The sequence below is a fragment of the Streptomyces sp. B93 genome, from assembly GCF_018070565.1.
GTDB lineage: Bacteria > Actinomycetota > Actinomycetes > Streptomycetales > Streptomycetaceae > Streptomyces.
The window spans coordinates 257,348-276,218 of the sequence record NZ_JAGPXL010000003.1 but is presented as its reverse complement, the minus strand read 5'-3'; the positions used below and the strand labels follow the sequence as shown (position 1 = coordinate 276,218).

At 72.2% G+C, this 18,871-nt stretch carries 20 protein-coding genes; 10 read left to right on the top strand and 10 right to left on the bottom strand.

Features of this window, described 5'->3' with window-relative positions; genetic code table 11:
• On the top strand, positions 1–864 hold the full coding sequence (locus KBY47_RS05075) for an Fpg/Nei family DNA glycosylase (RefSeq protein ID WP_210919673.1): 864 nt from the start codon (positions 1–3) through the stop codon (positions 862–864).
• A gap of 9 nt (positions 865–873) precedes the next feature.
• On the opposite strand, the gene KBY47_RS05070 is transcribed toward KBY47_RS05075, so the two are convergent.
• The 3 genes from KBY47_RS05070 to KBY47_RS05060 all read right to left on the bottom strand — a co-directional run bounded on the left by KBY47_RS05070 (position 874) and on the right by KBY47_RS05060 (position 2,913).
• Complete coding sequence (locus KBY47_RS05070) at positions 874–1,527, bottom strand: zf-HC2 domain-containing protein (RefSeq protein ID WP_210919672.1); 654 nt, start codon at positions 1,525–1,527, stop codon at positions 874–876.
• Positions 1,528–1,709: 182 nt separating this feature from the next.
• On the bottom strand, positions 1,710–2,225 hold the full coding sequence (locus KBY47_RS05065) for a hypothetical protein (RefSeq protein WP_210919671.1): 516 nt from the start codon (positions 2,223–2,225) through the stop codon (positions 1,710–1,712).
• A 139-nt stretch (positions 2,226–2,364) separates the two neighbouring features.
• Positions 2,365–2,913, bottom strand: coding sequence for a sigma-70 family RNA polymerase sigma factor (locus KBY47_RS05060; RefSeq protein WP_210919670.1), 549 nt, complete (start codon positions 2,911–2,913; stop codon positions 2,365–2,367).
• 224 nt (positions 2,914–3,137) lie between these two features.
• Between KBY47_RS05060 and KBY47_RS05055 the strand changes: the two genes are divergently transcribed.
• Positions 3,138–4,295 (top strand): CapA family protein, encoded by a 1,158-nt coding sequence (locus KBY47_RS05055; protein ID WP_210919669.1) that lies wholly within the window; start codon positions 3,138–3,140, stop codon positions 4,293–4,295.
• Between the two features lie 25 nt (positions 4,296–4,320).
• Here the strand turns inward: KBY47_RS05055 and KBY47_RS05050 are convergent, their stop codons facing one another.
• A complete protein-coding gene (locus tag KBY47_RS05050; protein WP_210919668.1) occupies positions 4,321–4,782 on the bottom strand; it encodes a universal stress protein in 462 nt (153 codons plus the stop codon).
• Positions 4,783–4,931: 149 nt separating this feature from the next.
• Here KBY47_RS05050 and KBY47_RS05045 point away from each other — a divergent pair, with 149 nt between their 5' ends.
• A complete protein-coding gene (locus KBY47_RS05045; protein ID WP_210919667.1) occupies positions 4,932–5,768 on the top strand; it encodes a polysaccharide deacetylase family protein in 837 nt (278 codons plus the stop codon).
• Positions 5,769–5,801: 33 nt separating this feature from the next.
• Here KBY47_RS05045 and KBY47_RS05040 read toward each other — a convergent pair whose 3' ends face one another.
• Positions 5,802–6,470 carry a class F sortase gene (locus KBY47_RS05040; RefSeq protein WP_210919666.1) on the bottom strand — a complete coding sequence of 223 codons (669 nt, stop codon included), beginning with the start codon at positions 6,468–6,470 and terminating at the stop codon, positions 5,802–5,804.
• A 336-nt stretch (positions 6,471–6,806) separates the two neighbouring features.
• Here KBY47_RS05040 and KBY47_RS05035 point away from each other — a divergent pair, with 336 nt between their 5' ends.
• Positions 6,807–7,292, top strand: coding sequence for a hypothetical protein (locus KBY47_RS05035; RefSeq protein WP_210919665.1), 486 nt, complete (start codon positions 6,807–6,809; stop codon positions 7,290–7,292).
• 115 nt (positions 7,293–7,407) lie between these two features.
• Here KBY47_RS05035 and KBY47_RS05030 read toward each other — a convergent pair whose 3' ends face one another.
• From KBY47_RS05030 to KBY47_RS05020, 4 genes are all read right to left on the bottom strand, one after another.
• On the bottom strand, positions 7,408–8,004 hold the full coding sequence (locus tag KBY47_RS05030) for a hypothetical protein (RefSeq protein WP_210919664.1): 597 nt from the start codon (positions 8,002–8,004) through the stop codon (positions 7,408–7,410).
• Positions 8,005–8,424: 420 nt separating this feature from the next.
• On the bottom strand, positions 8,425–9,189 hold the full coding sequence (locus tag KBY47_RS05025; RefSeq protein WP_210919663.1) for a DUF4239 domain-containing protein: 765 nt from the start codon (positions 9,187–9,189) through the stop codon (positions 8,425–8,427).
• A 43-nt stretch (positions 9,190–9,232) separates the two neighbouring features.
• Entirely contained in the window at positions 9,233–9,361 is a 129-nt protein-coding gene (locus tag KBY47_RS36950) for a hypothetical protein (protein ID WP_282108349.1), read from the bottom strand.
• A 190-nt stretch (positions 9,362–9,551) separates the two neighbouring features.
• A complete protein-coding gene (locus KBY47_RS05020) occupies positions 9,552–9,743 on the bottom strand; it encodes a hypothetical protein (RefSeq protein WP_210919662.1) in 192 nt (63 codons plus the stop codon).
• Positions 9,744–10,124: 381 nt separating this feature from the next.
• Between KBY47_RS05020 and KBY47_RS05015 the strand changes: the two genes are divergently transcribed.
• The 3 genes from KBY47_RS05015 to KBY47_RS05005 all read left to right on the top strand — a co-directional run bounded on the left by KBY47_RS05015 (position 10,125) and on the right by KBY47_RS05005 (position 14,258).
• A complete protein-coding gene (locus KBY47_RS05015; protein WP_210919661.1) occupies positions 10,125–11,093 on the top strand; it encodes an SCO0930 family lipoprotein in 969 nt (322 codons plus the stop codon).
• Between the two features lie 211 nt (positions 11,094–11,304).
• The gene (locus KBY47_RS05010) at positions 11,305–12,117 is read left to right on the top strand and encodes an SAM-dependent methyltransferase (RefSeq protein WP_210919660.1); all 813 of its coding nucleotides are present in this window, start codon (positions 11,305–11,307) and stop codon (positions 12,115–12,117) included.
• Positions 12,114–14,258 carry a bifunctional diguanylate cyclase/phosphodiesterase gene (locus KBY47_RS05005; protein WP_210919659.1) on the top strand — a complete coding sequence of 715 codons (2,145 nt, stop codon included), beginning with the start codon at positions 12,114–12,116 and terminating at the stop codon, positions 14,256–14,258. Before KBY47_RS05010 ends, KBY47_RS05005 begins: the two co-directional genes overlap by 4 nt.
• 135 nt (positions 14,259–14,393) lie before the next feature.
• Here KBY47_RS05005 and KBY47_RS05000 read toward each other — a convergent pair whose 3' ends face one another.
• On the bottom strand, positions 14,394–15,278 hold the full coding sequence (locus tag KBY47_RS05000) for a LysR family transcriptional regulator (RefSeq protein WP_210919658.1): 885 nt from the start codon (positions 15,276–15,278) through the stop codon (positions 14,394–14,396).
• Between the two features lie 131 nt (positions 15,279–15,409).
• Between KBY47_RS05000 and KBY47_RS04995 the strand changes: the two genes are divergently transcribed.
• Genes KBY47_RS04995 through KBY47_RS04985 form a run of 3 tightly spaced genes read left to right on the top strand, consistent with a single transcriptional unit; the run spans position 15,410 to position 18,805 of the window.
• Positions 15,410–16,081 carry a succinate dehydrogenase gene (locus KBY47_RS04995; protein WP_210919704.1) on the top strand — a complete coding sequence of 224 codons (672 nt, stop codon included), beginning with the start codon at positions 15,410–15,412 and terminating at the stop codon, positions 16,079–16,081.
• Between the two features lie 28 nt (positions 16,082–16,109).
• A complete protein-coding gene (locus KBY47_RS04990; RefSeq protein WP_210919703.1) occupies positions 16,110–18,059 on the top strand; it encodes a fumarate reductase/succinate dehydrogenase flavoprotein subunit in 1,950 nt (649 codons plus the stop codon).
• Positions 18,056–18,805 carry a succinate dehydrogenase/fumarate reductase iron-sulfur subunit gene (locus tag KBY47_RS04985; RefSeq protein WP_210919657.1) on the top strand — a complete coding sequence of 250 codons (750 nt, stop codon included), beginning with the start codon at positions 18,056–18,058 and terminating at the stop codon, positions 18,803–18,805. Before KBY47_RS04990 ends, KBY47_RS04985 begins: the two co-directional genes overlap by 4 nt.
• Positions 18,806–18,871: the final 66 nt, after the last annotated feature.

Here is an 18,871-nt window from a genome sequence, read left to right as displayed (position 1 = left end):
ATGCCGGAACTGCCCGAGGTCGAAGCGCTGAAGGACTTCCTGACCGAGCACCTCACCGGTCACGAGATCGTCCGGGTGCTGCCGGTCGCCGTCAGCGTCCTGAAGACGTACGACCCACCCCTGTCCGCCCTCGAGGGCCACGAGGTCACCGCCGTGCGCCGGTACGGCAAGTTCCTCGACGTCGGCACCGACGGCGGCCCGCACCTGGTGACCCACCTGGCCCGCGCGGGCTGGCTCCAGTGGCGGGACCGCCTGCCCGACGGGCCGCCCAAGCCGGGCAAGGGGCCGCTCGCGCTGCGCGTGGCCCTGGAGACCGGCGCGGGCTTCGACCTCACCGAGGCGGGCACCCAGAAGCGGCTCGCCGTGTACGTCGTGGCCGACCCGCGGCAGGTGCCGGGCGTCGCCCGGCTCGGGCCGGACCCGCTCGCCGCCGACTTCGACGAGGCGCGGCTGGCGGCGCTGCTCGCGGGGGAGCGGCGCCGGATCAAGGGCGCGCTGCGCGACCAGGCCCTGATCGCCGGGGTGGGGAACGCCTACAGCGACGAGATCCTGCACGCCGCGCGGATGTCGCCGTACAAGATCGCGGCCTCCCTGACGCCGGAGGAGACGGCGACGCTGTACGAGGCGCTGCGCTCCACGCTCACGGCGGCCGTCGAGCGCTCCCGTGGTCTTGCGGCCGGGCGGCTGAAGGCGGAGAAGAAGAGCGGCCTGCGGGTGCACGGCCGGACCGGGGAGCCCTGCCCGGTGTGCGGGGACACCATCCGCGAGGTCTCCTTCAGCGACTCCTCGTTCCAGTACTGCCCGACCTGTCAGACGGGCGGCAGGCCGCTGGCGGACCGCCGGCTGTCCCGGCTGCTGAAGTAGGGCGCGGGGTCACCGGGTGCCGAGCCGCACCAGCGGGGTGCCGTCCGCCGTGCGCACCTCGTAGTGGTCGATCTCGTCCGGGTGCAGGGCCGCGCCGCCCTGCATGGTGTTGGGGCGGGCGTCGTGCCGGGGGACGGTCCAGGTGGTGACGGTCTCCTCCGAGCCGTCGCGGCCGACCGCGACCAGGGTGCACACCCGGGGACCCGCCGCGTCCTTCACCGTCACCTCCACCTGGCTGCCCCAGGCCTCGTCCTCGGTGGTGACCTGGGCCCACACCCCCGACCGCTCGTCGGTGGCCGCCACCCGTACGGCCCCGTCGCCGCCGCCGCTCGCGAGGACGGTGAGGCCGGGGCCCGCGACCGCGAGCACCACCGCGGCGGCGACGGCGTACAGGTGCCGCCTGCGGCGCGCCCGGTGCCGGGCCGCGACCTCGCCGAGCAGCCGGTCCAGCAGCCGGGGGCCGGGGCCCGCCATGGGGTGCACCGAGCGCGGTGTCGCCCGCCGGTAGAGCATCAACTGCCGGGCCGCGGGGCCGAATTCGGTGACCTGCGCGGTACAGCTGGCGCAGTCCATGAGGTGGTCCTCGAAACGGAAGGCCTCCGTCTCGTCCAGCACGCCGAGCGCGTACGCGCCGACGTCGCGATGCCTCTCCAGGGACCTCATGCCGAATCCTCGTGCCGTAGGGTGCGGGTGGGGTTACTCCTTGCTCCCACCGGTACGGACCAGGCAGCCGAATCACTCAAGGCGTACACCGAATCGCAACCTGTTGATTCGGAGCGGTCCGGGCCGCGGATTGGTCCCCGTTCGGATTCGGCGAAAAAACCTCCGTCCCGGACCCCGCCGGTTCAGAACAGGTGGATGGCGAGATGGCCCAGGGGCAGGCCGAGTTGCCACGCCGGGGTCCAGACCTTGGGGCCGTCGTCCTCGGACGCCGGTGCCGCGCCGCCCGGCACCGCGTTCAGGTCCGGGGCCAGCAGCTCGGTCTCCTCCAGCCAGCGCCAGGCCGCGCGGGCCAGGTCCAGGTCCGGTGCGGGGGCGCCGGAGGCGGCCGTCTCGGCGATGAGCTGGGCCAGCCGCTCGTCCACCCAGTCCTGCCACGGCTGGTCGTACGCCGTCAGCGACAGCCAGGTCTCCAGCTGGGAGACGACCCGGATGCCGGACAGCTCACCGCTGGTGTCGGAGAGGAAGATCGTCAGCGCCAGGGCGTCGCGCCCGGCGCGGAACTCGAACGACGTCGGCGGCATCAGATCGCCGGTCCGCAGCAGTTCCTCGGCGATGTACTCGGCGTACAACCAGGCCATGGGGACGGTCAGTTCGCCGCCGTCTGTGCCGTCCGTACTGTGATGACCTCTGTCCTGCATCCCTTCCTGCCTTCCTCCGGTGCCTGCGCGCGTCGCCCGACCCCCGAGTCCCGCTGCGGAACACGGATAGAGGACAGCCGATTACCGAACCGGGGTCCGCAGCAAGGCGCTTTACGGAGGTTTGACCCAGCGCTCGGTTTCACCGCAGGTCGGCGGCGTATCCCGGAAGAACCCGGCGCAGGGCGCGCAGCGCGTAGTACGCGCGGGACTTCACGGTACCGGGCGGGATCCCGAGGGTCGCCGCCGCTTCCGCCACAGTCGCCCCGTGGAAGTACACGAGCACCAGGACGTCACGGTGCTCCGGAGTGAGTGTCTTCACAGCCTCCCGTACGTCGACGGCCGCGGCCGACCGTTCGGCGTGATCGGCGCAGACCCGCGCGTTCTCCAGCACCGCGTCGCCGACCTCGGGCGGACGGGCCTGCCGGGCCCGGCGCGCGTCGATGGCGAGCCGCCTGCCCACGGTGAGCAGCCAGGGCCGTACGGAGTCGAAGGCGTCGGCGCGCAGTGCCTCGGGATGCTGCCAGGCGCGCACCAGGGTCTCCTGCACCAGGTCCTCGGCGCGCTGCCGGTCGCCGTCGCAGAGCCGCAGGAGCAGTGCGAACAGGGGCCGGCCGTGCTCCCGCTGGAGTGCGGCGAGCTCGTGCTCGGCGGTCGTCGTCACGTCGGTGAGTGTGGTTCCGGCCGTCATGGCCGTATGGCATCGCAGGGCGTGGCGCCGGGACAGACGGCGGACGCGGATCTGCGACGGACGGTCGATCGCGTCGACGAACGGTTCGACGAACGGTCCGGGCGTCCGGCGGGAGGAGACCGGACGGGCTAATGGGGGTGCCGGGGTTGTTTGCGTACTCATCCGCCTTCGTACCTATTTGTAGGTAAATCCTACTGATGGCTCTGTCGCTCCGGGGTGAACGGATGATCGCACGCAGACACCAGGTGGCCCTCGCCCTCACCGCCGTGCTCGCCGCGGCCGCCGCCTGCCAGGCCGGACGCCACGAGACCCCCGACCGCCCCGGACACCCCGCCCCCACCACCGCCCGCCAGGGCGGCTTCACCCTGGTCGCCTCCGGTGACGTCCTCCCGCACAGTTCGATCATCGACCGGGCGCGCTTCGACGCGGGCGGCCAGGGACACGACTTCCGTCCCATGCTCGAGGGCATCGAACCCGTCGTCGCCCGCGCCGACCTGGCGTTGTGCCACATGGAGACCGTCTACGGCGAGAACGGCCGCTACAGCGGCTACCCCGTCTTCAAGTCCCCGCCCGAGATCGCCCGCGCCCTCTCCGAGACCGGCTACGACGGCTGCTCCACCGCCTCCAACCACACCCTCGACGACGGCGCCGACGGCATCCGCCGCACCCTGGACGCCCTCGACCGGGCGGGCGTACGGCACGCGGGATCGGCCCGCACCGAGGCCGAGGCCGAGGGCGTCACCCTGCTGCGCGCCGGGACCGCCCAGGTCGCCCACCTCGCCTATACCTACGGCACCAACGGCATCCCGCTGCCCGCCGGACAGCCCTGGGCCGTCAACCTGCTCGGCGAGGAGCGGATCGTCGCCGACGCGCGGGCCGCCCGCGCGGCCGGGGCCGACGTGGTCGTCGTCTCCGTGCACTGGGGCACCGAGTGGCAGGACGCCCCCGACCAGCAGCAGCTCACCCTCGCCGACCGGCTCACCGCCGCCACCACCGGCGAACGCCCCGACATCGACCTCGTCCTCGGCACCCACGCCCACGTCCCGCAGGCCTACGAGAAGGTCAACGGCACCTGGGTGATCTACGGCATGGGCGACCAGATCGCCGGAGAGATGGTCAACCACCAGGGCGCCGTCGACCCGCGCGGCAACCAGTCCACCGTCGGCCGCTTCACCTTCGCCCCGCCCGCGCGCCCCGGCGGACGCTGGCAGGTCACCAAGGCCGAATTCATCCCCCAGCTGTTCGACGTCGACGCCGGACGCGTGGTGAACCTCAACACCGCCCTCACCCAGGGCGCCGACGTGCGCGCCGTGCGCGACCGCATCCGCGACGTGGTCCTCAGCAGGGGCGCGGCCCAGGACGGCCTCGTGATGGGGGAGTGAGCAAGGGCCGGTGCGCCGGGCACCGCTACGGCACCACCGTCACCGGCCACCGCCCCGCCTTCACCAGCCGGACCGCCACCGACCCGACGATCCGGTGCCCGGCCTGCTCGGAGGCGCCCACCACCACCGCGTCCGCCTTGAGGTCGTCGGCGGCCTGCACCAGCCCGTTGTACGGATCACCGCGGAACGTGTGGAACTCCCAGCGGACGTCGAATATCCCCTTCACCCGCTCGGTCGCCTCCCGGATCTGCGCGACCAGGTCCTCCGCGATCGCGTCGGTGGTCTCCGCCACGGGCGCCCCGAACGCCGCGCCCCCCGCGAGCACCGGCTGGACGTAGACCATGGCGAGCAGCGCCCCCTGCCGCCGCGCCAGCCCGCCGGCGTACGCCGCCGCCCGCAGCGACGAGTCGGACCCGTCCACGCCGACCACGATGACCTTCGGCCCGTCCGTGCCCCGCTCGAACCGCTGTGCGTGCTGTTCCGTCACGCCCCGAGGCTATCCGACCCCGGCACCCGTCAGCCGGGCCGGTCGGCGCCCCGAGCGGCGGCTCGGGTGCTGCGCCGGGCGGGTGGAATCGTGCCGCCGTGCCGGTGGGGGTGCGGTGCCGCGGCGGCCGGTGGGGCGAGGGATGAGTCATGAAGAAGGATCAGTTGCTCACGCGCCGCCGGTTGCTGGCCGCCGGAGCCGCCGCCGTGGGCGGCGCCGGGATCGCCGCGGCCTTCGGCCTCGGCACCGAGGACGAGGCGGTCCGATCCGCCGCCCCCGCCGCCGGGCCCCCGGCGCGCCACCCGCTGAAACCCTCCGCCTACCGACTCCAGCCCCTGACCGGCTACGGCCCGCCCCGTACCGCGCCCCGGCTGCCGCCGGTCCGCCGGGCACCCCTGCTGAAGGTCTCCGGACTCGGCCGCACCATGGTGCTGACCTTCGACGACGGCCCCGACCCCCGCTACACCCCCGCCATCCTGGACACCCTCGCCGAGTACGACGTCCGCGCGATGTTCTTCGTCTGCGGGGAGATGGTGTCCCGGAGCCCGGACCTGCTCGCCCGGATGGCCGACGAGGGACACGTCGTCGGCAACCACACCTGGTCCCACCCGCTCCTCACCCGGCTGCGGCGCTCCGCGATCCGCGCCGAGATGGAACGCACCTGCGACATCGTCGAGAAGCGCTGGGGCGAACGCCCCGAGTGGTTCCGCGCCCCCTACGGCGCCTGGAACCGCGCCGCCTTCCAACTCGGCTCCGAACTCGGCATGGAACCCCTCGCCTGGACCGTCGACACCCTCGACTGGACCAGCCCGGGCGCCCGTACCATCGCCTCCCGCGTCGAGGACGGCGCCGCCCCCGGCGTCGTGGTGCTCTCGCACGACGCCGGGGGCGACCGCAGCCAGAGCGTCCGGGCCCTGCGCGACTATCTGCCGGACCTGCTGGACGACGGCTACCGCATCACCGTGCCCCGGCGCGCACGCCTCTGACCGGAACCGGCCGCCCGCCCGGCCGGGGCGCGTTCAGCGGATCTCGGTCAGGCGGGCGAAGACGACGACATTCCCGTCGTAGCCGTTCTGCTGGGAAAAACCGCCGCCGCAGGTGATGACCCGCAATTCAGCGGCGCCCTTGGAACCGTAGACCCGGTCGCCGGGGAAATTGTTCTTCTCGAAGACCTCGATGCCGTAGATCTCGAAGACGGCCGTCTTGCCGTCCTGCCGGGAGACCTCGACATGACTGCCCTTCTTCAGGGCGCCGAGACCGTAGAAGACCGCGGGACCCTGCTTGTTGTCGACATGGCCGACGACGACCGCGGTGCCTTTCTCACCCGGGGAGACGGCACCGGTGAACCAGCCCGCCAGATTGGGGTCCTCCGGCGGTGGCGCGTCCACCCAGCCCGCCGCGTCCAGCCCCACCGGCATGATCGGCGCGTCCACCTGGATCGACGGGATGCTGACCCGGTCGGGAACGGCGTACGGCAGCGGCTGGAGGGCCGCCGGGAGAGTGTCGTAGGAACGGCGGTCGTCCGCGTCGGCGGCCGCCGCGGTGGCGGGCTGCGGCGGGCCCACGTCGAACTCTCCCGAACCATTCCGAATGAGCGCGAGACCGGTCAGCAGAACAAGCGCTATCACACCCCACGGGGCGCGCTTCCTCCGCCGCTCCTCCTCCTCGGCCAGCTCGGAAACAGACATTCGCCATCCCCTCTCGACGCGGCCGTCGCCACGTCATTCCGCGCATAGGAGAACGCTAAACGGCACGCGCGCGACCGGCGACGGGACAGAGACGAACGGGTGGTGCTCCACGGGGCGGGGTGCGCCATCCGAGTTGCCGCCCGCAGGAAATTTCTGACGGCGCGTGACCTGCGGCAATATCCGATTGTGCGAATATCCGTCGGCGTGTTGCCTCACCAGGACGGACCATTCCCGAAATGCGGGCGCGTGCGGCGCGTCCGAGGGTCGTGGTCGGGAGGCGCTTTCTCGCCGATCCGACCGGGGACGGGCCCCGGGGCGTCTTCCGCGGAGGATCACATGCGTAGAACACGTGCCCTCGCGGTCTCCGCCGCCGCGGTCGCCGCGCTGGGGGTCGCCGCCCCCGCCGCCGTCGCCTGGGACACCCCCAGCAACATCGTCGCCCTGCCCAGCGTCATCGCCCGCGGCGGCCAGCTGACGGTCACCGTCGACGGCTGCCGCAACGGCGGCACCATGTCGTCCGGGGCGTTCCCGACGACCAACCTGACGCCCATCCACGGTGCCAACGAGACCGCCAAGGGCACCGCCACCATCCACAGCAACGCCCGGCCCGGCCCCTACGACATCACCGTCAACTGCTCCGGCCGCACCCTGACGCGCCCGGCGGCCTTCACCGTCATCGGCGGTGTCCGGGGCGGCATCGGCGGCAGCAGCACCAGCGGTGCGACGCCGACCGACATGGCGATCGGCGGCGGCCTGGTCGCGGCCGCGGTCATCGGCGGCGGCGTGTTCTGGATGCGCCGGCGGGCCGAGCGGCGGGCCTGACCGCGCGCACGGTTCCTCCCCCGCACGTGAAACCCTCCGCCCCGGCACCTCCGACGACGATGACGGAGGTACCGGGGCGGAGGGCGTCGCGCCCCGGGAGTGCGTCGGGAAGTCCTCAGGCGCCGTCCTCCTCGCCGCCGCGTCGGCGGGAGAGGTGGTACGCCGCGCCCACCGAGCCGGTGACGAGCGCGAGGCCGAGGCCGATGTCCTTGAGGTCGAACCCGCCGAGGGTGCCGCCCTCACCGGCGTGCACACCCTTCTGCGGCACGACGTGCTCCGGAGTGGACCGGTGGTCGGCCCGGTGCTCCGGCCGGTGCTCGGGCTGACGGGTGGGCTGGTGGGTGGGGTGGTGACTGGGGTGTGCCGCGGCGATGGTGAGGTCCGTCGACCCGCTCGCCCCGTCACAGGTGAACGTCACCCGGTACGTCGCGCCCGCCCGGGCGTCCCGGTCGACGACCGCGGTGGCCGAGGACTGGCCCGGCCGGATGGCCACGGTGTCGAACACACCCGACGTCACGGTGGCCGCGCCCCGGCACCCGCCGCCGGTCCGGTCCACCCGCAGGGAGACCTGCCCACCGGCCGCGATGGTCGAGGGCATGACGCTGAAGCCGAACGGGGTGATGTCGTCGGCCCGGGCGACGGCGTGCGGCGCACAGGAACTGAGCGCACTGACACCCAGCACCACGGCCGAAGCGACGCATATCCCGCGCATGGTGAATCCTCCGGTCCCCGAGGAGCAGCGGCGGACCTGTTCCGCTCGCGCCAGAAATGCACCTCGATGCCCGAAACGCTAGAAAGCCCGCAGGGGGGCCGCGATCTCAGTCGCGCGAACGGGTCAATCGTGTGGGCCGGTCGGGCGAACCCGGCCCCCACGGGCGGGGGATGGTACGGCGTGGTGGGTGAGGCGGGGCTGGGGGCCGGTCATGCGCGCGAGCGGCTCGGCGGCGCGGGCAGGGGAAAGCGCCGCCCGTCTCCCAGCCGGGTGGCCGCCGGGCGTGGGGCCTTGACGGGTGGTGTGCGCGTCGGGGCCGGGGTACGTCGGGGGTCGGCAACCTGCCTCCCGGTGAGAGGGGAGGCAGGCGCGGTGGCGGTCCGGTTCGGGACGGGGGTGCCCCGGCCCGTCGGGGGCCGCTCAGTCTCCGGCCGTCGGGAACAGGGTCCTGAACGGTTCCGCCGTCGCGGCCAGGCCCCGGCTGTAGGGCGCGTCGAAGTCCCAGATGAGGAACAGGAGGAAGGCGATGAGGGCGGAGAACACCCCGGCGAGGATGAGTTCGCGTGGGGTGCGGCGGATCTGGAGGGCGAGGATCATGCCGATGGTGACGACGGCGCCGACGATCAGGCCGAACCACACCACCCCCGGCATGGTCGGCTCGGTGGAGTCGGCCCGGGCGGCGCGGGCCTGGTCCGCCGCGGCGGCCTGGTCGACCAGCGGCTGGTAGGCCTGGGCCTCGAAGTCGTCGGCCGGTTCGTAGTCGGTGACGGCGACGCGGATGTCCTTCATCAGCTCGTCCCCGCGCTTGGTGACCCCGCCGCCGTCGGCCATCACCTTCCACTCGGTGTCGACGACGTGTCCGACATAGGCGTTGACATCCGCCCGAATACGGTCACGGACGGCGGCGGGATACACCCGTACCCGCTCCGAGATCTCGTGCAGCGCCTGCGCCTCGGCCCGGACGTGGTCCTGCGCCATACCGCGCGCCTCCCAGACCCCGGCGATGGCCAGACCCAGGACGATGGCGTACACCACGCCGATCCACATGGTCATGTACTCGATGACGTCCGGGGTCTCGCTGGGGTCCTCGTCGTCGTCCGCCCTGCGGTGGCGCAGCAGCGTGATGGCGACCACGAGGGCACAGGCGGCCACCATGGCGAGGGTGAGAACAAGCCATTCCGGCAAGGGGTTCCTCCAGAGGGGGCGGTGGATCGGTGGACCGGCGGCATCAGCGCGGCCGGAGCGCTGCCACGGCGATGACCGCGGGCAGGGTGATCAGCAGCACGAAGGTGAGCGGTGAGGTGCCCTTGTGCACGACCGGCTTCGGGGGTTTGGCGCGGTATTCCGGATAGGTCACGGGTGCGGCGGACGGCCGGGGGCTGGGCGCCGGGGATGGAGTCGGGGTCGGCGCGGGCGTGGACGCAGGACTCGGCGTGGGCGCCGGTGTCGGGCTGGGCGCCCGCGGCGGCGGGGGAGCGGGCCGCGGTGCCGCCGCCGGCGGCTTCGGCGGCTCTGGGGTCGGCGTGGGCGTAGGTGTGGGCGTGGGCTTAGGGGGCGGCGGAGGAGGTGGTGGCGGCTTCGGCGTCGGGCTCGGCGTCGGCGCGGGAGTCGGCGTCGGTGTGGGCGGTGGAGTCGGTGTGGGCGGTGGGCACGGCGGGATGGTCGGCCAGGTCAGGCTGCCGTTCCCGGCGATCGCCACCGCGTCCGTGCCGCCCGGCCCGGTCGAGGCGTACGCGCACGCGTCGGCCACCGCGACACCGGCCGGCGCGCCGACGAGCAGCCAGGTGAGGGTCACCAGGGCCAACCCCCGGACGGCGAAGGGGCGGAGGGACGGTTCGGGTCCATGCACGACGAAGATCCTGGGCCCCCGCCCGGCACGCCACGCCCGGCCGCCGCCGGATTGCCCCGAAGGAGGGACAAGGAGGGACACGGAGGTGAACGGCGGTGTGGCCGGGGGACGTTCGTCCGTCCGTGGATGCGCACATCCGTACGGCGGCACAGGAACCGGAAAGAAAACCGGGCCGGGGTTGAACACAACCCGTGTCCCCGTGCGTACCCCATGCCGTGCGGCGGCGCAGCGGGCGCTGCGACACCCATGTTGACGATTCGGGGAGTTGACGATGAAGACGTCCTGGCGGAGCGCCTCGCTCGTGGCGAGCGCCGTGGCCGTACTGGCGCTGACGACGGCGTGCGGTCAGGAGAACGGCACCACCCAGCCCGGCGCCCAGAACGTGGGCGCGGCGGCCACGGCCAGCACGGCCCCCGGCGCCGACGGCGCGGGCATCGGCTCGGGCTACGGCGACGGCACCGCCGAACAGGGTGCCGCCGGTGCCGAGGCGGCGCCCGCGGGCAAGCTGGCGGTGTCCGCCAACGCGGAACTGGGCGAGCTGGTGACGGACAGCGCGGGCCGCACCCTGTACCGCTTCGACGAGGACACCGCCAAGCCGCCGAAGTCCAACTGCGACGGCGACTGCGCGACCGCCTGGCCGCCGGTGCCCGCGGACGACGTGACGGCCGGTGCGGGCATCGACGAGGCGATGCTGGGCGAGGTCACCCGGTCCGACGGCACCAAGCAGCTGACCGTCGGCGGCTGGCCCGCGTACCGCTTCGCCAAGGACGTCAACCCCGGTGACACCAAGGGACAGGGCGTCAAGGGCACCTGGTACGCGCTCGCCCCCGACGGCAAGAAGGCGCAGCTCGCCGATCTGCCCGGCCTCTCGACCCGCGAGGACCCGAAGCTGGGCGAGATCGTCGTCGACAAGAACGGCATGACGGTCTACCGCTTCATGAAGGACACCCAGTGGCCGATGTCCACCGCGTGCACCGGCGAGTGCCTGGAGAAGTGGCCGGTGGTCGCCCCGGTGCCCGCCGAGGACACCAAGGGCATCGACCTCCAGGGCTCCACCCCGAACCGCGGCTACGTGGTCTTCGACCGGCCGGACGGCATCAAGCAGCAGAGCATCGACTGCGTGCCGATCTACACCTTCGCCGGTGACGAGGCCCCCGGCGACACCAACGGTCAGGGCGTGGGCGGCACCTGGTACGCCGTGGCGCCCGACGGGAAGCCGGTCGGCCTCCCCGACAAGTAGGCCGGACCACGCACGCCCCGTCCGCCCCTCCGCCACCGCCGCGGAGGGGCGGACCGCTGTGCGTCGCGTGCTCGCCGCCCGTAACCGAATTGGCACGTGCCGCAGGCAGTGACCGGGAACGGATGGTCAATTTCCGTTTCTGCTCGCTCCATTGGCGGGCGATCAGTAGCCTCTGCTCGAACACCGGATCGCCTACGCCTTGGAGAGATTGATGGAGCGTCCCGCCTGGGCCCCGCGAAGCATCGACATCTCGGTGCCGAGCGTGGCGCGGATCTACGACTACTACCTGGGCGGTTCGCACAACTTCGAGGTCGACCGGCAGGCGGCCCGCAGAGCGATGGACTTCATGCCGGGACTGCCCAAGATCATGCAGGCCAACCGGGCGTTCATGCGCCGCGCGGTCCGGTACGCCGCCGCCGAGGGCATCACCCAGTTCCTGGACATCGGCTCCGGCATCCCGACCTTCGGCAACGTCCACGAGGTGGCGGGGGCCGCCAGCCCCGGCGCCCACGTCGTCTACGTCGACCACGACCCGGTCGCCGTCGCGCACAGCCAGGCCGTTCTCGAGGGGAACGACCACGCGGACGTGATCGCCGCCGACCTCCTGAAGCCCCAGGAGATCCTGTCGAGCCCCCAACTGACCCGACTGATCGACCTGAACCGGCCAGTGGCGCTGCTTCTCGTTGCCATACTGCACTTCGTGGAAGACACGGACGACCCGTACGGGGCGGTGGCCGAACTGCGCGACGCGCTCGCGCCCGGCAGCCTGCTGATCCTCACGCATGCCTCGTACGAGGGAATCCCGCTTCCGGCGGAGCGCTTCGAGGGCACGGTGGGCGTATACAAGGACATTCGCAACCCGCTGATCATGCGCTCGCGCGACGAGATCGCACGGTTCTTCGAGGGGTACGACATGGTGGAACCCGGACTCGTGCCGATGCCGCGCTGGCGGCCGGACACCGCACCGGAGGACGAGGATCCGTACGCCTTCTCCGGTTTCGCGGGCGTGGGGCGTACGGCGTGAGCGCGGAGCCGGACGGGCCTGAGGACAGACTGCGCCGGTTCGCGACGATCTGGAGCCGGGCCGTGTTCCCGGTGACCTCGACGTCGCTGACCCGCCCGGAGTTCGAGCGGCAACTGCTGCCGCTGGCACAGCGGTTGAGCGATGCCCTGCGCGAGCGGACGTTCCACGCGGAGGAGGGCCGGGCGGTCGGAGCCGCCCTGGTATCGGCGCACTGCACCGACCCGGAGGCACTCAGCCGCACGCTGGACTGCGTCGAGGCCTATCTGGTGCTCTACTGCGGCGGCGACGACCCGCACGAGGACCTGCGCGCCCGCTCCTCCCGCCTCCAGCACGCGATGGCCGCCGGGTTCGCCCAGGCGCTGCGGGAGCGGACGCTGGCCGAGCAGGAGGCCATCGCCCAGGCCGCGTTGCAGGCGCAGGGCGTGGTGGCGCAGGCCCTGCACGCCAGCGAGGCCCGCTTCCGGGCGCTGTTCGAGGGCGCCGCCATAGGGATCGGCATCGCCGACCTGAACGGCACCATCCTGGAGGTCAACGACGCCCTGCTGCGTATGTTCGGCGGTTCCGAGCAGGGCATGCGCGCCCGCAACGTCCAGGAGTGGACGCACGCCGAGGACGCGCCCCAGGTGTGGCGGCTCTACGAGGAACTGGTGCGCGGCGAGCGCGAGCACTACCACGTGGAGAAGGCGTTCTACCGCCCCGACGGCACGGTGCTGTGGACCAACCTCACCGTCTCCCTGCTGCGCGACGCCGACGGCAACCCGCAGTACCAGCTCGCCATGATGGAGGACACCACCGAGCGGCGGCTGCTCAACCTGCGGCTGCGCTACGAGGCCACCCATGACGCCCTCACCGGGCTGCCCAACCGCACCCTGTTCTTCGAGCGCCTGGAGAAGGCGCTGAGCGCGGGCGACGACCAGCGCTTCGGGCTCTGCTACCTCGACCTGGACGGCTTCAAGACCATCAACGACAGCCTCGGCCACGCGGCCGGTGACCGCCTGCTCGTCGAGGTCGCCGACCGGCTCCAGGCCTGCGCGACCGCGCCCGGCGAGATGGTCGCCCGGCTCGGCGGCGACGAGTTCGTGGCGCTGACCTGCGGCCCCGACGCCAGCCGCGAGGTCGACGAACTCGCCGCGCGGATCATGAACGCGCTGCTCGCCCCGGTCCGCATCGACGGCCGGGAGCTGACCGTGCGCGGCAGCATCGGCATCGTCGAGGGACCGGCGGGCGGCCAGCGCAGCCCCGCCGAGGTGCTGCGCAGCGCCGACATCACCATGTACCGGGCCAAGTCGGCGGGCGGCAACCGCTTCGAGCTGGCCGACCCGGAGGCCGACGCCCGCGCCATCACCCGGCACGGCCTGACCACCGCCCTGCCGACCGCGCTGGACCGGGGCGAGTTCTTCATCGAGTACCAGCCGCTGGTCAACCTCGACGACGGCAGTGTGCGCGGCGCCGAGGCCCTGGTGCGCTGGCTGCACCCGCAGCACGGGGTGCTCGGGCCCGACCGGTTCATCCCGCTCGCCGAGCACACCGGGCTGATCGTTCCGCTGGGCCGCTGGGTGCTGGAGCAGTCGGTGCGGCAGGCCCGGGAATGGCGGGAGCGGCACGACGAGGCCACCGCGGGCCCGCTGCGCATCAACGTCAACCTCTCGCCCTGCCAGCTGACCCACCCCGGCCTGGTGCAGGACACCGTGGAGATCCTCCAGGCCGCGGGCGTGGACCCGGACGCGCTCTGTCTGGAGGTCACCGAGTCCGCGCTGATCGGTGCCGACGACGACCTGCTGAAGCCGCTCAGGCGGCTGGCCGAGATGGGCGTCGACATCGCCCTGGACGACTTCGGCACCGGCTACTCCAACCTGGCCAACCTGCGCCGCCTCCCGGTGAGCGTCCTCAAGCTGGACCGCTCCTTCACCCAGTCCATGCAGCAGTTCCCGGCCGACCCAGTCGACCTCAAGATCGTCGAGGGCATCGTCTCCCTCGCCCACAGCCTGGACCTCGCGGTCACGGTCGAGGGCGTGGAGACCGGCGCCCAGGCCGAACAGCTCCGCATACTCGGCTGCGACACGGCCCAGGGCTGGTACTACGCCCGCCCGGGCCCCCCGGACCGCCTCCACGAGCTGGCCCTGGTGGATGCGACGGGCTGAGGTGCAGCGCCCCGAAGGGGCGCGGGGCTGTATCGATGTGCGGCTCCGCCGCGTGGGCGCGAGCAACCCCCACGGCCCGCGGCCCCGGACGGCGCGGAACCACAACGGCGCTACCGGGGCCGCGGCCGGCTCACGTCACCGCTCCAACAGCATCCGCTGAAGCTCCCGCGCGGCCCGCGGCGGCGCCACATCACTGCGGTGCGCCAACGCGATCGTCCGATGCAGCCCCGGCCGCGCCAGCGGGGTGACCCGCAGCCCCCGCCCCGACCGCGCGGCGACCATCCGCGGCACCACCGCCACGCCCAGCCCCGCCCGCACGAACCCCAGCACCGCGTCCATCTCGCCGCCCTCCACCGCGAAGTCCGGCTCGAACCCCTCGGCCCGGCACGCCGCCACGGTCAGCTCCCGCAGGTCGTACCCGTGCCGGAACATCACCAGGGGCGCGCTCTCCAGATCGGCGATCCGCACCGTCCGCCGCTCTCCCCCCGGCCGTGGCGCCTCCGGCGAGGACACCACCACCAGGTCCTCCCGCAGCAGCTCCACCGTGGTCAGCGCCGGGGACGGCGTCGGCAGCGGCAGCACCACCAGCGCCAGGTCGAGCGCGCCGCGCGCCAGCTCCCGTACGAGATCGTGCGAGCCGCCCTCCTCGATCAGCAGCCGGATGCCGGGGTAGCGGTCGTGGAAGGCGCGCAGCACGTCCGGGAGGAGACCGGTGCACAGGCTGGGCGTCGCGCCCAGCCGTACCCGCCCCCCGCGCAGCTGTACCAGCTCCTGCACCTCGTGCCGCGCCGTGTCCGCGTCGGCGAGGATCCGCCGGGCCAAGGGCAGCAGGGCCTCCCCGGCGTCGGTGAGGGTGATGTTGCCGCGCGCCCGCTGGAAGAGGTCGGCGCCCAGTTCCCGTTCCAGGGCCTTGATCTGCTGGGACAGCGAGGGCTGGGCGACGTGGACGAGGTCGGCGGCCCGGGTGAAGTGCCGGGTCTCGGCGACCGCCACGAAGTACTGGAGCTGGTGGAACTGCACGCTCCCAGCATAGGCGGTCCATAGCCTGTGCCTATCGAATCAAGGTCTTCCATGTCTTGGACCGATGGGGACCTTCGGCCCTAGCGTCTTGGACCATGGCTCTGGCAACGCGGACGGACCGACGGCCGTCCATGGCGCGCACGATGTGGGACAGCTCCGTCGGCAAGAAGACGGTGATGGCCGTCAGTGGACTGATCATGCTGTCGTACCTGGTCGTCCACATGTTCGGCAATCTGAAGATCTTCTTCGGCCCCGGCGACTTCAACCACTACGCGCACTGGCTGCGCACCCTGGGCGAGCCGTTCCTGCACTACGAGTGGGCGCTCTGGCTGATCCGGGTGGTGCTGGTCGTGGCCGTCGTCGCGCACGCCGTCTCCGCCTACCAGCTCAGCCGCCGCGACCTCAAGGCACGCCCCAGCAAGTACGTGCACTCCCGGCCCCGCGCCTCCTACGCCACCCGCACCATGCGCTGGGGCGGCGTCATCCTCGGGCTGTTCATCGTCTGGCACGTCCTGGACCTGACCACCGGCACCGTGCACACCGGCGGCTTCGAGCACGGCAAGCCCTACCAGAACGTCGTGGACACCTTCTCCACCTGGTACGGCAACGTCATCTACATCACCGCGATGCTCGCCCTCGGCCTGCACATCCGGCACGGCTTCTGGAGCGCCGCCCAGACCCTCGGCGTCGGCAGCCGCACCCGCGACCGCGCCCTGAAGGCCACCGCCAACACCCTCGCGCTGCTGCTCACGGCCGGATTCATCGCCCTGCCCGTGGGTGTCATGACCGGACTGGTGGACTGACATGAGTGACATGACGCACATAACCGACATGAACGACTACGTGAACTACGCGACGGGCGAACCGATCGCCGACACCAAGGCCCCGGACGGGCCGGTGCACGAGCGCTGGGACAAGCGCCGCTTCGGGGCCAAGCTGGTCAACCCGGCCAACCGGCGCAAGCACACCGTCATCGTGGTCGGCACCGGCCTCGCGGGCGGCTCCGCCGGGGCCACCCTCGCCGAACAGGGCTACCACGTCGTCCAGTTCTGCTACCAGGACTCCCCGCGCCGCGCCCACTCCATCGCCGCGCAGGGAGGCATCAACGCGGCGAAGAACTACCGCAACGACGGCGACTCCGTGCACCGCCTCTTCTACGACACCGTCAAGGGCGGCGACTTCCGGGCGAGGGAGTCCAACGTCCACCGGCTGGCGCAGATCTCCGTCGAGATCATCGACCAGTGCGTGGCACAGGGCGTGCCCTTCGCCCGCGAGTACGGCGGCCTGCTCGACACCCGCTCCTTCGGCGGCGTCCAGGTCTCCCGCACCTTCTACGCCCGCGGCCAGACGGGCCAGCAACTGCTGCTCGGCGCCTACCAGGCCCTCAGCAGGCAGATCGCGGCCGGGAACGTCGAGCTGCACCCGCGTACCGAGATGCTCGACCTGATCGTCGTGGACGGACGCGCCCGCGGGATCGTGGCCCGTGACCTGGTCACCGGCAGGATCGACACCTACTTCGCGGACGCCGTCGTCCTGGCCAGCGGCGGCTACGGCAACGTCTTCTACCTGTCGACGAACGCCATGAACTCCAACGCCACCGCCGTCTGGCGGGCGCACCGGCGCGGCGCGTACTTCGGCAACCCCTGCTTCACCCAGATCCACCCGACCTGCATCCCGCGCACCGGCGACCACCAGTCCAAGCTGACCCTGATGAGCGAGTCGCTGCGCAACGACGGCCGGATCTGGGTGCCCAAGGCCAAGGGCGACGACCGGCCGCCGAACCGGATCCCCGAGGACGAGCGCGACTACTACCTGGAGCGCATCTACCCGTCCTTCGGCAACCTGGTGCCCCGCGACATCGCCTCCCGCGCCGCCAAGAACGTCTGCGACGAGGGCAGGGGAGTGGGCCCCGGCGGCCAGGGCGTCTACCTCGACTTCGCGGACGCGATCCGGCGCATGGGCCGTGAGGCCGTCGAGGCGAAGTACGGCAACCTCTTCGACATGTACCAGCGGATCACCGACGAGGATCCGTACGAGGTGCCGATGCGGATCTACCCCGCCGTGCACTACACGATGGGCGGCCTGTGGGTCGACTACGACCTCCAGACCACCGTCCCCGGCCTGTTCGCGATCGGCGAGGCCAACTTCTCCGACCACGGCGCCAACCGGCTCGGCGCGAGTGCGCTGATGCAGGGCCTGGCCGACGGCTACTTCGTGCTGCCCGCCACCCTCAACGACTACCTGGCCCGCAACCCGCACCAGGAGCCGCTGACCGACGACCACCCCGCCGTGCAAGCGGTGACGACGGAGACCACCGAGCGCCTGGAGCGACTGCTGGCCGTCGACGGCGACCGCACCCCGGACTCCTTCCACCGCGAACTGGGCGAACTCATGTGGGAGTTCTGCGGCATGGCCCGCAGCGACGCCGGGCTGCGCAAGGCGCTGGAGCGCATCCCGCAGATCCGCGAGGAGTTCTGGCGGCGGATCAAGGTGCCCGGCACCGGCGAGGAGTTCAACCAGTCCCTGGAGAAGGCCAACCGCATCGTCGACTACCTGGAACTGGCCGAGCTGATGTGCCTCGACGCGCTGCACCGCGAGGAGTCCTGCGGCGGCCACTTCCGCGAGGAGTCCCAGACCCCCGACGGTGAGGCCGCCCGCCGGGACGACGCCTTCTCCTACGCAGCGGCCTGGGAGTTCACCGGCACCGGCACGGCCCCCGTGCTGCACAGGGAAGACCTGGTCTTCGAGTACGTCCACCCCACCCAGCGGAGCTACGCATGAGGCTCACCCTGCGCGTCTGGCGGCAGCAGAACGCCGACGCCGAAGGCGCCATGTCCACGTACGAGGTGGACGGGATCTCCTCCGACATGTCGTTCCTGGAGATGCTCGACACCCTCAACGAGGAACTCATCCTCAAGGGCGAGGACCCGGTCGCCTTCGACCACGACTGCCGCGAGGGCATCTGCGGCGCCTGCTCGCTCGTGATCAACGGTGACGCGCACGGCCCGGAGCGGACCACGACCTGCCAGCTGCACATGCGGTCCTTCAAGGACGGCGACACGATCGACATCGAGCCGTGGCGGGCCTCCGCGTTCCCCGTGATCAAGGACCTGGTGGTGGACCGGTCGGCGTTCGACCGGATCATCCAGGCGGGCGGCTACATCAGCGCGCCCACCGGCTCCGCGCCGGAGGCGCACGCCACGCCGGTGCCGAAGCCGGACGCCGACTTCGCGTTCGAGCACGCGGAGTGCATCGGGTGCGGGGCGTGCGTGGCCGCGTGTCCCAACGGGGCGGCGATGCTGTTCACCTCCGCGAAGGTCAACCACCTGAACGTGCTGCCGCAGGGGGCGCCCGAGCGGGAGTCGCGGGTGCTGGACATGGTGGCGCAGATGGACGAGGAGGGGTTCGGGGGCTGCACCCTGACCGGTGAGTGTGCCACCGCCTGCCCCAAGGGCATTCCGCTGATGTCCATCACCGGCATGAACAAGGAGTGGCTGCGGGCTACGCGCAAGGCGGGGAAGCGGTAGCCGCGAGGTAACCAGACGTTCGCCGCAACGGCGGGCGGGCGGGGCCGGGGTGGTGCTCATTCCCGG

Coding starts and splice junctions, on each gene's coding strand:
- KBY47_RS05055 (WP_210919669.1), top strand. CDS start 3,138: ATGATCGCACGCAGACACCAGGTGGCCCTCGCCCTCACCGCCGTGCTC.
- KBY47_RS05010 (WP_210919660.1), top strand. CDS start 11,305: ATGGAGCGTCCCGCCTGGGCCCCGCGAAGCATCGACATCTCGGTGCCG.
- KBY47_RS05070 (WP_210919672.1), bottom strand. CDS start 1,527: ATGAGGTCCCTGGAGAGGCATCGCGACGTCGGCGCGTACGCGCTCGGC.
- KBY47_RS04990 (WP_210919703.1), top strand. CDS start 16,110: ATGAACGACTACGTGAACTACGCGACGGGCGAACCGATCGCCGACACC.
- KBY47_RS05040 (WP_210919666.1), bottom strand. CDS start 6,470: ATGTCTGTTTCCGAGCTGGCCGAGGAGGAGGAGCGGCGGAGGAAGCGC.
- KBY47_RS05060 (WP_210919670.1), bottom strand. CDS start 2,913: ATGACGGCCGGAACCACACTCACCGACGTGACGACGACCGCCGAGCAC.
- KBY47_RS05015 (WP_210919661.1), top strand. CDS start 10,125: ATGAAGACGTCCTGGCGGAGCGCCTCGCTCGTGGCGAGCGCCGTGGCC.
- KBY47_RS05045 (WP_210919667.1), top strand. CDS start 4,932: ATGAAGAAGGATCAGTTGCTCACGCGCCGCCGGTTGCTGGCCGCCGGA.
- KBY47_RS05065 (WP_210919671.1), bottom strand. CDS start 2,225: ATGCAGGACAGAGGTCATCACAGTACGGACGGCACAGACGGCGGCGAA.
- KBY47_RS04995 (WP_210919704.1), top strand. CDS start 15,410: ATGGCGCGCACGATGTGGGACAGCTCCGTCGGCAAGAAGACGGTGATG.
- KBY47_RS05030 (WP_210919664.1), bottom strand. CDS start 8,004: ATGCGCGGGATATGCGTCGCTTCGGCCGTGGTGCTGGGTGTCAGTGCG.
- KBY47_RS05035 (WP_210919665.1), top strand. CDS start 6,807: ATGCGTAGAACACGTGCCCTCGCGGTCTCCGCCGCCGCGGTCGCCGCG.
- KBY47_RS05075 (WP_210919673.1), top strand. CDS start 1: ATGCCGGAACTGCCCGAGGTCGAAGCGCTGAAGGACTTCCTGACCGAG.
- KBY47_RS04985 (WP_210919657.1), top strand. CDS start 18,056: ATGAGGCTCACCCTGCGCGTCTGGCGGCAGCAGAACGCCGACGCCGAA.